At 40.9% G+C, this 12931-nt stretch carries 10 protein-coding genes; 5 read left to right on the forward strand and 5 right to left on the reverse strand.

The annotated features are described in order from the left end of the window. Window positions 1-44 precede the first annotated feature (44 nt). From AVL57_RS07220 to pheS, 4 genes are all read right to left on the reverse strand, one after another. A complete protein-coding gene (locus AVL57_RS07220) occupies window positions 45-635 on the reverse strand; it encodes a hypothetical protein (protein WP_057792514.1) in 591 nt (196 codons plus the stop codon). 118 nt (window positions 636-753) lie between these two features. Further along, window positions 754-1053, reverse strand: a complete 300-nt coding sequence (ihfA, locus tag AVL57_RS07225) for an integration host factor subunit alpha (RefSeq protein ID WP_013784550.1) — start codon at window positions 1051-1053, stop codon at window positions 754-756. Between the two features lie 3 nt (window positions 1054-1056). Beyond that, on the reverse strand, window positions 1057-3444 hold the full coding sequence (gene pheT, locus AVL57_RS07230) for a phenylalanine--tRNA ligase subunit beta (protein WP_057792515.1): 2388 nt from the start codon (window positions 3442-3444) through the stop codon (window positions 1057-1059). 14 nt (window positions 3445-3458) lie between these two features. Continuing rightward, entirely contained in the window at window positions 3459-4439 is a 981-nt protein-coding gene (gene pheS, locus AVL57_RS07235; protein WP_057792517.1) for a phenylalanine--tRNA ligase subunit alpha, read from the reverse strand. A gap of 350 nt (window positions 4440-4789) precedes the next feature. Here pheS and AVL57_RS07240 point away from each other — a divergent pair, with 350 nt between their 5' ends. The 5 genes from AVL57_RS07240 (at window position 4790) to AVL57_RS07260 (ending at window position 11697) form a co-directional block, all read left to right on the forward strand. Continuing rightward, window positions 4790-5578 carry a hypothetical protein gene (locus AVL57_RS07240; RefSeq protein WP_057792519.1) on the forward strand — a complete coding sequence of 263 codons (789 nt, stop codon included), beginning with the start codon at window positions 4790-4792 and terminating at the stop codon, window positions 5576-5578. Between the two features lie 389 nt (window positions 5579-5967). Continuing rightward, entirely contained in the window at window positions 5968-8511 is a 2544-nt protein-coding gene (locus AVL57_RS07245; protein WP_138118042.1) for a right-handed parallel beta-helix repeat-containing protein, read from the forward strand. Between the two features lie 43 nt (window positions 8512-8554). Further along, complete coding sequence (locus tag AVL57_RS07250) at window positions 8555-9328, forward strand: sulfotransferase family 2 domain-containing protein (protein WP_057792521.1); 774 nt, start codon at window positions 8555-8557, stop codon at window positions 9326-9328. A 98-nt stretch (window positions 9329-9426) separates the two neighbouring features. Continuing rightward, a complete protein-coding gene (locus AVL57_RS07255) occupies window positions 9427-10833 on the forward strand; it encodes a mannose-1-phosphate guanylyltransferase/mannose-6-phosphate isomerase (RefSeq protein ID WP_057792523.1) in 1407 nt (468 codons plus the stop codon). A gap of 54 nt (window positions 10834-10887) precedes the next feature. Continuing rightward, window positions 10888-11697 carry a polysaccharide pyruvyl transferase family protein gene (locus AVL57_RS07260; protein WP_057792525.1) on the forward strand — a complete coding sequence of 270 codons (810 nt, stop codon included), beginning with the start codon at window positions 10888-10890 and terminating at the stop codon, window positions 11695-11697. Between the two features lie 459 nt (window positions 11698-12156). On the opposite strand, the gene AVL57_RS07265 is transcribed toward AVL57_RS07260, so the two are convergent. After that, window positions 12157-12798 carry a hypothetical protein gene (locus AVL57_RS07265; protein WP_057792527.1) on the reverse strand — a complete coding sequence of 214 codons (642 nt, stop codon included), beginning with the start codon at window positions 12796-12798 and terminating at the stop codon, window positions 12157-12159. Window positions 12799-12931: the final 133 nt, after the last annotated feature.

Genomic DNA, 12931 nt, shown 5'->3' on the forward strand with positions numbered 1-12931 from the left:
TTCTTATAGCGCTTTTTTGGTTTCCGCTAAGCCTTTTTTTTTGCTTATTTAGGCTGGTCGATACTTAGCGACAGCGAATCACCTTCAGCACGTGCTAGCCAGCGTTGTTTCGCTTCATTCAATGCCGCTTCACTTGGGGGCGTTGTACCTGATAGGGCTGACGCCATTTGAATAATGATGGCGTCACGCTTTTCAAGCAAGGCTTCAGTGCGATCGAATAAATCATACGCTTCAGGGTATTCTTCTTTTAAATTTCCCATGTCTTTAAGCGCATAATAACGCGCCTCAAACGCTTCATTAAAAAGCTGTCGTTTAGCGTTAAACACCACGTAATCGTGGGCCTGCTGCGAGCCTAAGTATTCAATATGAGTTTGCGCTAAATAACCAGCTTCAGCCACCACTTGTGCTTGTTCCATCCACGTATTAATGGCTTCTTCGTCGCCATTTCTAACGGCCTCTTTAACACCCGCTTGTAAATCACTAGCGTGAAGAATTTCCATTAGGGTGATAACAGGAACTTGCGCCGATGCTTGATCGCGCTGATTAGTATCTTCCGCTAAATAAACAAACCAACCTGCAACAGCAAAAACAATACACATAAAAACGGCAGCAATAATGAGAAGCGCTTTAACCACACTTTCCTCCAGACATAGTGAAAAGAAACGCAGCAACAAGGTTACTGGTTTTTAAAAAGGCAATACAAAAAAGAGCGAGTTGCCCCGCTCTTTCATAAGTATTGTAACGACCGGTAGATTACTGGTCGATAGGTGAAGAGTTTTCTACGCGACTCTTCAATTTCTGACCCGGGCGGAAAGTTACCACCCGACGCGCTTTAATTGGAATGTCTTCACCGGTTTTAGGGTTCCGGCCCGGACGTTCATTTTTATCACGCAAGTCGAAGTTGCCAAAACCTGACAGTTTTACTTGCTCACCAGCTTCTAAAGCGCCTTTTATCTCTTCGAAAAAAAGCTCTACCAGATCTTTAGCATCACGTTTATTAATGCCCAACTTTTCGAATAGGTGTTCAGCCATCTCGGCTTTGGTCAATGCCATAGTTTACTCTCTTAACGCGGCCTCAAACTCAGATTCCAGACCTTTAACCACAGTATCTACAGCCTGCTGAATTTCAGCTTCTTCCAAGGTTTTTTCCGGATCTTGTAAGTGAAGTGACAATGCAAGGCTCTTGTAACCAGGTTCAATTCCCTTGCCTTTGTACACGTCAAACAAGTTTAAGCCAACTAGTTGATTTACGCCAATTTCTTCTATGTAAGAAAGAATATTTCCTACACTCACTTCATCTTTCACCGTAATAGCGATATCACGGCGGTTCGATGGGAAGCGCGATACAGGCGCGGCAGACGGTAATTTGCGTGCGATAACAGCTTCAACTTCAAGCTCGAACACAAACACTCGACCATTAACACCCAATAACTTTGTAAACTGAGGGTGTATAGCACCAATATAGCCAACTTCTTCATCATTAAGCAAAATTTTTGCAGTCATACCCGGATGCAACGCACTATGCTGGGCACTTACAAAACTAAACTCACCGGTTTTACCGGTTAGCGCTAGTAAAGCCTCTACATCTGCTTTTGCATCGAAGAAATCAACTGGGTTGTCGCCTAAATCCCAGTGCTCTTCGTTACGACGCCCTGCTACTACACCACCAATAACCTGCTGTTGCAATACACCATTAGACGTATCTTGTTGAGGAATAAAGCGTAATCCTGTTTCAAAAAGACGTACTCTGCCCTGCTGACGCTTTTGGTTGTAAGCAGTAGCCCCCAATAAACCAGGCCACAAGCTAACACGCATCACAGACATGTCTGATGAAATAGGATGCGGCAATACCATGCTCTTCGCATCAGGAAATAGCGCGTTTTGTATTTTAGGGTCGACAAACGAGTATGTTATCGCTTCATTATAGCCACGGCTTAATAATAACGACTTCATTGTGTTAATCGGCAACACCGCTTCTTGTGAAGGCAACATAGATAACGCAGCAGTTGGCGCAACATGTGGAATGTTGTTATAGCCATACACACGTGCTACTTCTTCTATCAAGTCTTCTTCAATAGCAATGTCGAAACGATAACTTGGCGCCTTCGCTTCCCAACCTTCATTGGTTTGGACAACGTTTAAGCCAAGACGTTCAAGAATTTCAAGCACTTGAGCGTCGTCTATGGTTATACCTAACACACGTGCTAAACGATCACGTCGTAGTAAAACACTGGCTTGTTTAGGCAGTTTGTCTTCTTCACACGCTTCAACAACCGGGCCTGCTTCACCACCGCATATCTCTAGAATAAGGGCAGTAGCACGCTCCATGGCGTTACGCTGAAGTTGTGAATCTACGCCACGCTCATAACGGTGCGACGCATCGGTATGTAAACCATACTGACGTGCGCGGCCCATAATGGCATCGCGGCTGAAAAAGGCACTTTCTAGCAAGATATCTTTGGTTTCTGCATTTACACCTGAATGTAAACCACCAAAAATACCCGCCATAGCAAGGGCTTTGTTGTCGTCAGCAATCACTAACGTATCGTCGTTAAGCTTAGCTTCTGTTTCATCAAGCAAGGTAAGGGTTTCACCCTTATTTGCCATACGCACGTTTACACTGCCTTCAATTGAAGCAAGGTTAAACGCGTGCATTGGCTGGCCAAGCTCTAACAAAATAAAGTTAGTAACATCAACAATAGGGTCGATGCTGCGAATACCACAGCGGCGAAGCTTTTCGCTTAACCATAACGGCGTAGCAGCAGTTACGTTCACATTACGCAGCACTCGGCCTACATAACGTGGGCACGCTTCAGGAGCGCTCAAGTTAATTGCAATGCTGTCGTCAATGGTAGCAGCCACAGGGCTAATGGCCGGTTCGCACACATCTAAGTTGTTCAACACACCCACTTCGCGGGCAATGCCACGAATACCCAAGCAGTCTGCTCGGTTCGGGGTTAAATCAACTTCAATAGAGGTATCGTCTAGGTCTAGGTAATCACGAATATTAGTGCCTACTGGGGCATCGGCTGGCAATTCAATAATACCATCGTGATCGTCGCTAATACCTAGCTCGGAAAAACTGCACAACATGCCCATAGAAGGCTCGCCGCGCAATTTCGCTTTTTTAATTTTAAAGTTACCCGGTAGCACCGCGCCTACAACAGCAACAGCAACTTTAATACCTGCACGGCAGTTAGGCGCTCCACAAACAATATCGCGAAGCTCGCCATCACCTACGTTTACTTTGGTAACACGTAATTTATCAGCATTCGGGTGCTGGCCACATTCAACCACTTCCCCAACCAATACGCCGCTGAATTCACCGGCAACAGGTTCAACACCATCAACTTCAAGGCCAGCCATGCTTAACTGTTCAGACAGTTCGTTAGCCGACAAAGCAGGGTTAACCCATTCTCTTAACCACTTTTCACTGAATTTCATGCTTACTCTCTGCCTTAGTTGAACTGTTTAAGGAAACGAAGATCGTTTTCAAAAAACGAACGCAAATCATTCACGCCGTAGCGCAACATGGTTAAACGCTCTACGCCCATACCAAAGGCAAAGCCAGTGTATTCTTCAGGGTCGATATTTACCGCTTTAAGTACATTAGGATGTACCATGCCGCAGCCTAGTACTTCTAACCACTGGCCGTTTTTACCCATAACATCTACTTCGGCAGATGGCTCGGTAAACGGGAAGTAAGACGGACGAAAACGCACTTCAAGCGACTCTTCAAAAAAGTGATTCAAGAAGTCGTGCAAAATACCTTTAAGGTCGGTAAAGCTTACGTTTTTGTCTACCATCAAACCTTCAACCTGATGGAACATAGGCGTGTGGGTTTGGTCGTAATCGTTACGATAAACACGCCCAGGCGAGATGATACGCAGCGGCGGCTTTTCAGCTTCCATAGTACGAATTTGCACGCCCGAGGTTTGGGTACGCAGCATCATGTCTGGATTGAAATAGAAAGTGTCGTGGTCGGCACGGGCTGGGTGATTAGCCGGAATATTCAAAGCGTCGAAGTTATGAAAACCGTCTTCAATTTCAGGGCCGGTTTTAACTGCAAAACCAAGCTCTCCGAAGAAAGATTCAATACGCGCGATGGTACGGCTAACCGGATGCAAGTTGCCCGGCGCTTCAGTGCGGCCCGGTAACGAAACATCAATGGCTTCTTCAGCAAGCTTCTTGTTTAGCTCTTCACTGCGCAAGGCTTCGCCTTTCGCTGAAATAGCTTGCTGAATTTGCTGTTTGGCCACGTTAATTTTCTGACCAGCCGCTGGGCGTTCTTCGTTAGATAACTTGCCAAGCCCTTTAAGTAAGTCGGTAAGTTTACCTTTCTTACCCATGAATTCGACCCTAACTTGGTCTAGAGTGGCTGCATCTTGTGCAGCGTCAATCAGTTCTTTTGCCTGATTGATAATAGCGTCAAGCTCCATGTTTTCCTCAATTGACATGATGACTGGATAACCACGGTGCACTATGCATAGCTTTACAACATAGCCCTATAAAAGGCTAACTATAGTGCGTGAATTTGTGGCTTGCCTGAATAAAGGCGACAGTTTACACGACTGATAGACATAACCGCTACCCTATATGGCTGATATTGGCAGATTTTTGTACCAAGCTAGGGTAAAAGTTGTTGAATGAGGGGCTTGCTTAGGTGGCAAACAAGACTTTAGGTAGTTTTTAAATTGGTTAAATAAACAATAGAACAAATTTCATACTGGGCTTATTATAAATTCTGCAGTTATCAAAAACCCTTCATTTTGCGTAAAAAGGAACTTTTATGCTTATTAAGATAGCAGCTGTACTCATACTATTTATTTCTTACAACGCGCACTCTGCGTTCATGCAATTTAACTTCACAGGCTTTGTTTCTAGTATAGAAAACAACGCAAATTCTGAGTTTGACGAAGCCAGTTTGCTTAACCAGCCTATAAGCGGTTCGTTTACATTAGACTTATCAAGAGAAGTACGCGGCCGGCTTGAAACCGGTTGGTACTGGTGGGGGCAAGTAGAATATGGCTTACCCGTACTGACTTCACAATTAAACCTGGGTAGCACCACTTACACACTAGCCAATCAAGGCATTTACAACGCTTTTGAGGATGACTTCTTTCCTGAAGAGCACATTGAAATGTACAACGGCCCTGATTACGATGGCGGCCCTATTGGAGACGGTGAATCTTTTGGCGATTTTGCGAGGTTTACAGAAACGACACCCCAGGGCGAGACAAACTTAACCTACGATTTAAGCATTTATTTTTTCGATTTAATTAATGACTTCCTGGTATTTAGTGAAGAAACTGAACTATTCGACAAGCAACCCGACTTTTCGCAGCCATTTTCGTGGGTTGACGTAGACTTTACTGACGATAACCAGAAAGGTAGTGGCACCCTTCGCGTAAGAGAAAACTTTTACCCTGCCGCTGGCGGCTTCGAGCGCAATATTGATTCCACACTAGGTTTTACATTGGCTAGTGTTAATGCAGTTAGGGTGAACTCGCCAAGTACGTGGGTGATTATGATCATTTTTTGTGGTTTGCTTATAAGAAAACGCGTGACTGTTAAATAAAACATTTATAAATTCAATTGGTAGTTCGAACACACCTCTCTCTCGCAAGTTTCTGGTAGTGCGACAGTTTGAGAACTTTAGCTTGAGTCAGGTGTGCATGTCGCCCGTCTGGATGATGAAGCCATCATTTTTGCGCATCCTGAGTGTTAATTTCCCACCTTATCAGATGTAATTTTTGGTAGAACCAGCCTTAGATAATGCTAATGCATAAAAATGAAAAATAATAAAATAGTTATATAAAAACGAAGTTAGCAATTTTTTTGTTCCGACTAATCGCTTGTGTAGTTTAAATCGTATTACTAGACTATAAGTCTCTTCCGTAAAAATACGGTTATTCACGCCAGAACACCTGTATTTTTTCTTTTTCGACTCAGCCTAAGGATTTTCTCATGGAATCCCTTTCTATGCGTTACAGACAGCTATTCTCTTTATTTATTATAGCGTTGGTGGTGGTACTAGCATCTTGCTCAGTGTCGAATCACCCTCAAAAAAGTAACTCCGTTGACAACCAATTGGGAGCGGTAATTCAAGCTCAGCTTGCTGCGAGCAAAGCGAGTAATGAAACCGACTTAACTACTGCCCTATCAAGAATGAAGATGTCGAAGTCGGCTAAAGTAATTATCTCGAGACACAACGATAATATTATTCACTTATATAAAACAGGAACATTATTGCTAGTTGTACAGAACAAATATCGGGGAAATGAAATTTCAGAGAAATTGGCTTATATGGATGATACACCTTCGTCAATTTCAACCCTTGTCTCTTTGTTCCCAATAGATGCGTATAGAATTCTGACTTACGCGAGTGCAAAGAATCTAATTGACGAAAGTAGCCTGTTAGCAATCGCGGTTGAAAATAAACTAGACCCAACAATTGTATTGGATGCTTCTGCCACAGGCATGGAAAATAGTGCCACCCCACTTATACACTCAGTTGGCCTAGTAATTTACGGGCAAGACGAGGATAGTACGAGTGAAGTAAAATACAGAAAAGTTGGCGATAATAAATGGCTTCCAGCATTAGAGCTTGCATGGGAGCCGATATACGGTGCACTTTCAGGAAGCATTGTACATCTAGAGCCAGATACCCAATATGAGGTTGAAATAGTAGTAACTGATTACCTCGAAACTAAAAAACAGTACTTTTTCGATTTTAAAACGCGCCCTGATTCTCCCCCGATAGATCCTGAGAAAATTTATTACCTTTCTGAAATATACAACGGAGGTCAATTAGATTTAGAAGCACTAAATATACACGGCGATGAGAACGGTTACGCAAAAATTATTGGTGACGGTCCGGTTATAGCTGCTTCTGACGAGTTCCTGTCGGCTGTAAACATCGGCTCCCAAGCTTACATTATGCTTGAAAATCTCACTATTAAAGGTGGGCAAAGATATGGGGTTTACTCAGATAAAACTCATCATATATGGATCAAAGGCTGTGACATATCTGAGTATGGAAATGTAGCAAATGATTATAGAGGTGGTATTGGTTATAAGTCTGTCGAAAGCACTTCACCTATTAATTACGACTCAGGAATTTACTTAGAAAAAACAGGGGTATCAGTAATTGAAGACTGCATTATTGAGAACCCAAATGGTAAAGCGAATCACTGGGGCTTTGGCCACCCCAAAGGGCCAAATGCTCTACAGATTTACGCATACCACCCAGAAGAAGTTTACCGTGGACAGATAATTGTAAGAAATAACCGCTTCTTCGGCACCGACTCAAACAGGTTCAATGACGTAATTGAAGGTCGAAAAAATGCATATAGAACTGGTGGGTTTGTACGTGACTCCGCTATATATGGGAATTATTTAGCGTACGCAAATGATGATCTGATTGAAATAGATGGCGGCCAACGGAACGTATTAGTTTATGAAAATGAGATGACACAGGGCTATGTTGGCATAAGTATTGCTCCTAATATGCTAGGGCCGAGCTATGTTTTTCACAACTACATACATGATTTGGGTGATGAAACTGGTAAAGAGTGGGCAGCCATAAAAGCAGGGGGGTTGCTGTCAAAGCCAGCCGGAAAAACTTATATACTTGAAAACTATATTATTACTGATAGAAACGGGATAGCGGCCTCAAGTGTGAGCAGTGACAGCACCTTTTGGGTAGAAGCGACCAATAATATAATAATCAATAGATTATTTAATAATGCTGTTGGACTTGGGATTTTCGATAAAGAAAAATCACCCCTGTCGCAATTTACAAACAATGTTATCTTTAATACCAAAATAGGTAGACCAAACTTAGATGTAGCGTCCGATAGCTTACTTACCCACCCATTAACTACCGACACGGTCTTTAATTACGGGCTGAAAAATGAGCCGAGCATCGCACTGCCTATCTCTGATTCACATTTGGTGCCTAACTTTAGTCGATTATCGGATAATAATTCACCTGGCACGCCGCTTGCCTTTAATATTCAAATTAAAGAAGAACAGCTTTCGTCATTTGATAACCAAACTCAATATGGCAATGTAGATGTAGAGAATGAATCTAGTATCAGACTCAGTGGGAATATTTGGTATAAGCTCCCGTTAGAATATGTTATCGAAGATGACACTATATTGTCTTTAAATTATGAGATTATCGGTGAAGCTGAAATTGTTGGTATTGCACTAGAAACAAATAATTCACTTACCGCCTCCAAAGTTATTAGACTTAGTGGTTCACAACAATATGGAAATAATCTGACTCAATTAGTTGGGTACGATAACTACGGGGAAATTACTATAGAAGCTGGTAAATACCATTTAGGGAAAATCAACTATATCGTGTTTATATTGGATAACGATATAGAACAAGAAGAGAATAACAGCTCGGTTACATTCTCAGAGTTGAGAATAAGTAAAAAAATTGTTGGTATGAATAATACCGATGAAGACAAAGATATCGTAATCGGGTTAACTAACTAGATAAAATTTAAATAAAAGCAATGCACTTAAAGGTAAAGCATAAATGCGAAATTTAATAAAACAAAATGCTGAAAGTTTTCTATCACGTTACCCAAAAGTCTTTTTTTGTCATATACCCAAATGTGCAGGGGTGTCACTATCGAACGCAATTCACGCTTCTTTATACCCTAGTATTTTTAAAGCTACTAGGATAAGTAGCCATATAGATCTTAAAGCTAGCAAAATAAGTGCACAACTATTAGATATAGATATGATTATGGCCCGAGAAGTGCAGCTGGCTTTTCATCTTAGCGACAAGTACAAACGATTTACGACAGGTCATTGTAGAGCGAGACCTGAAATCGTTGATAACTTCAGTGATACTTGGAATTTTGTAACTATCCTACGAGACCCTAACAAAAGATTTGTATCTGAGTTTGTTTACAACAAATACAAAGAATCTGATTGGATGAGGCATAGTGATGAAATAGAGGATTATCTATCGTCTGCTGCAGCACTGCATTCTGCAACCACATACGCCAGATATTTTTCGAAATATAATAATGCCGAAGAAATTTTTGCTAACGAAGACGAAGCTATTACCTCCGCTATTACTAACTTGAAGAGTTTTGCTGTATCTGGAACTCTAGAAAAGTTAGACGAGTGGCAAAACAAATTTAACTCACATTTTCAGACAAGAATAAAAATAGATAGTAAAAATTCTAGTCCCAATAAGACAGAATCATCAAACCTGTATGAAAATAAAGATATAATGAGTAAAATTCAAAATATTAGTAGGATAGATTACGCAATATATAGCTCTCTTGTTAACGCGTAGCTATGAAGTGTTTTTATTAAAAGTTCAATATCTTCCTCGAACACTTCATAATATTGGTAAAACATTCAGTTAATACTCTCTAAATAGGAAATCTATCAATGAAACCAGTCATTTTAGCTGGCGGCACAGGAAGCCGTTTGTGGCCGAAGTCTCGTGCGGCGCTACCAAAACAATTTTTGTCGTTAACATCAGCCAATACGATGTTACAAGATACTGTTACTCGTTTAGGTGACAAGCCCACAGAAGCGCCTGTATTTATTTGTAACGAAGCACATAGATTTCTCGTTGCGGAGCAATTAAGACAAAAGAGCATCATCCATGGCGGGATTCTTCTGGAGCCTGTCGGTAGGAATACGGCGCCGGCAATAGCTTTAGCTGCAATACACGCAATAAAAGCTGGTGAAGACCCGACCCTACTCGTTCTAGCCGCAGACCACTTAATACAAGATAACGAAGCTTTTCATTCTGCCATAAATCAAGCCGAAAAACTTGCAGAAACAGGGAAACTAGTAACGTTTGGAATAGTTCCTACTATACCTCATACTGGCTTCGGCTATATCAAATCTGGAAGTTCACTAGAACTAGGCTTCGAAGTAGAAAGCTTCGTAGAGAAGCCAGAATTATCTATAGCTAAAGAATATATTTCATCCGGTAACTACTACTGGAATAGTGGTATGTTCATGTTCAAAGCGAGTAGATATTTAGAAGAGTTGGAAAAATACAGCCCAGAAATTTTAGAAGTCTGTAAGCAAGCAATTGAATCTGAAACTCCCGATTTAGACTTTATCAGAGTCGATAAAGATATTTTTTCTAACTGTAAAGACGACTCAATTGACTATGCCGTGATGGAAAAAACAACTAGCGCTGCCATGGTACCTTTAGACGCTGGTTGGTCTGACGTGGGAAGTTGGACTTCACTGTGGGAAACCGCTAAAAAAGACGAAAATGGTAATGCTACTATCGGCGATACTATCTTGGAAAACACCACAAATAGTTACGTTAACTCTGAGCAGCGACTAGTAGCAGTCATTGGCTTGGATGATGTAATTGTAGTCGAAACTAAAGACGCAGTAATGGTTGCGCATAAAAATGATGCTCAAAGTATTAAGAATGTAGTCAGTAAACTAAAATCTGACAAACGTCCCGAATTTGAGTTTCACCGTGAAGTATTTAGGCCTTGGGGTAGCTACGATTCAATCGACAACGGATCGCGATTTCAAGTTAAACGAATCACTGTTAAACCCGGCGAGAAACTATCGGTGCAAATGCACCATCACAGAGCAGAGCATTGGATAGTCGTTTCTGGTAGCGCAAACGTCACCATAGACGACAAAACCAAATTAGTGACTGAAAACGAATCTGTCTATATTCCAATAGGTTCCGTCCACGCGCTTGAGAACCCCGGCAAAATCCCGTTAGAGCTTATTGAGGTCCAGTCAGGCGCTTACTTAGGTGAAGATGACATTGTTCGTTTTTCAGATAGATATGGAAGAACAGCGAAGTAACCACCGTTACAAGGTTTAGTAAAATCGTAAAACGGATTTAATTAAGGAATATAAGTGTTTAAACGTATAAAAGGTAGCCCAAAAGTCGAAAGTGCTCTGAAACTACAGAACAAGGTGTATTTCTGGAACCCTAAAGACAAGAAGCCCAACATCGGAGACTATTTGGCATATGAAACAGTTTTATATGCCTTAAACCTTAGAGATAAACATCCACTAGATATTGATACAGGTAAAATATTGTCCATTGGATCGGTACTTCATTTTGCGAATGATAATGATGTGATTTGGGGTACAGGAAGAAACGGAAAAATTGATGAAAATAAACATACCTTCTCTAAATTAGATGTGAGAAGTGTACGTGGCCCTTTGACCAAAGAGTACCTAGAATCTAAGAATATAGAGGTGCCTGAGGTATTTGGTGACCCTGGTATACTAGCACCATTCCTTTACCCTAAAGACCTGTTGAATACAGTAGGAAAGCAACGCAAAAACGGGATTGCCGTAATTCCACAATTAAATGATGACTTCAAAATTTATAGTGCTTACGAGAGTCAACTTGTTTCACCAAGGCAGCTACCCGCAAACTTTATCTCTCAAATATGCAATGCTGAGAAAGTAATTACGAGTAGTCTACATGGAATTGTTCTGGCAGAAGCATTTGGCATACCAGCAGTGTTTTACGACTCAGGTAGTGGGGAAAACATATTCAAATATAACGATTATTATCAGGGTACTGGCCGGAAAGATTTTGCGATAGGAAAGTCTATAGAGGAATGTTTAGACCTTACTACACAGCCAATTCCTGACCTCCATGAACGTCAATTGGCACTTTTTGCAAGTTTTCCATTCGATCGCTTTCAGTAAAAATACTAAAATTACTTTAGTAAAACCAGTAAGTCTGTTACTGGTTTTACCTTCTACTGTTGCCTTAATACTTCCCACTTTACCCCGACACACTAGCCTGTATTTAAACAGGCTAAAACTTCCTCATTAGTTCCTCAAGATTTAATGATTCAAAATAAAAATATTAGGGCTTAGTTATTTTACAGCTTATCTAAGCTCTAATCATTTTTAGCGATAAAAGTACAACCTGAATATCTTTTCCGCTGGCGAATTTTTAATAGAATAACATCGTGCATTTTTAGTCGACGAAGCAATATTGTAATATCTTAATTTTCTGAATGGGGAACGGGAATGGAAAATAATTCTGTAGGTAAAATAGCAAAGACAAATACGTTATTTCGATTAGCCACAAAAAAAAACCACTTGCCAACTAGGGGCAAGTGGTTTTTATTACCGAATAGGATTTTACATAAAAGATAATTAAACCGCTTTACGTGCTCTTGAGGCGCCAAGTAATAATACTGAAGCAAACATCAACCCCAATACGCCTGGTTCACTCACTGTGGCTACAGGAGCTGAAGGTGCCGCAGTAGGAGCAAAGCTACTATCTGTAGTAGATATACTGTATAGCGACTGGCCGTCAACACCATTTTGATCTTGGTCGTTAATGAAAACCAAATAGTTGAATGTGCCAGTTAAATAGTTGCCCAAGTCGACTGTAAAAGTAACCGTAGAACCTTCTGTTGTGTAAGTATTGAAATCCTGAACACCGAAAGTTTGGCTTCCAGCTAACTGAAAATACCTATCACCGCCATTGTTATAATCGGCTGCCGTATCAAAAATAGTATCATTATCAAAACCGAAACCGTGTAATTCACCGATTGATGATGAAGAAAACGTAATTTCCAAGATAGTGCTGCTATCGATTACATAAGGACCGTTAAAAGCAACCCAATTGTTCCCGAACATATCAAGTGTTGTACTATCAGAGCTCGCAGTCACTGTACCATCGGTAAACTGATTACCATAATTTACGAACGGCTGACTCATATCCAACGTAATTACACTTGCGTTACTGCTAAAGCTGAATACAGCTAGAGCCATCAATAAATACTTTTTCATTTCAAATCCTAAATTGACTACCAATACAAACCTATCAAAGCAAATACCTTGCCAAAAAACAAAAAGCCTTAATATTCATAGGCTTGAAGCTTGGTGAGATTATAAAACCATCTATAAACGTCAAGCTTGTAAA

The organism is Alteromonas stellipolaris, assembly GCF_001562115.1.
Taxonomy (GTDB): domain Bacteria; phylum Pseudomonadota; class Gammaproteobacteria; order Enterobacterales; family Alteromonadaceae; genus Alteromonas; species Alteromonas stellipolaris.

Excerpts from the sequence above, each read along its gene's own strand:
- AVL57_RS07265 (WP_057792527.1), bottom strand. The coding sequence starts at position 12,798 with ATGAAAAAGTATTTATTGATGGCTCTAGCTGTATTCAGCTTTAGCAGT.
- ihfA (WP_013784550.1), bottom strand. The coding sequence starts at position 1,053 with ATGGCATTGACCAAAGCCGAGATGGCTGAACACCTATTCGAAAAGTTG.
- pheS (WP_057792517.1), bottom strand. The coding sequence starts at position 4,439 with ATGGAGCTTGACGCTATTATCAATCAGGCAAAAGAACTGATTGACGCT.
- AVL57_RS07255 (WP_057792523.1), top strand. The coding sequence starts at position 9,427 with ATGAAACCAGTCATTTTAGCTGGCGGCACAGGAAGCCGTTTGTGGCCG.
- pheT (WP_057792515.1), bottom strand. The coding sequence starts at position 3,444 with ATGAAATTCAGTGAAAAGTGGTTAAGAGAATGGGTTAACCCTGCTTTG.
- AVL57_RS07250 (WP_057792521.1), top strand. The coding sequence starts at position 8,555 with ATGCGAAATTTAATAAAACAAAATGCTGAAAGTTTTCTATCACGTTAC.
- AVL57_RS07240 (WP_057792519.1), top strand. The coding sequence starts at position 4,790 with ATGCTTATTAAGATAGCAGCTGTACTCATACTATTTATTTCTTACAAC.
- AVL57_RS07245 (WP_138118042.1), top strand. The coding sequence starts at position 5,968 with ATGGAATCCCTTTCTATGCGTTACAGACAGCTATTCTCTTTATTTATT.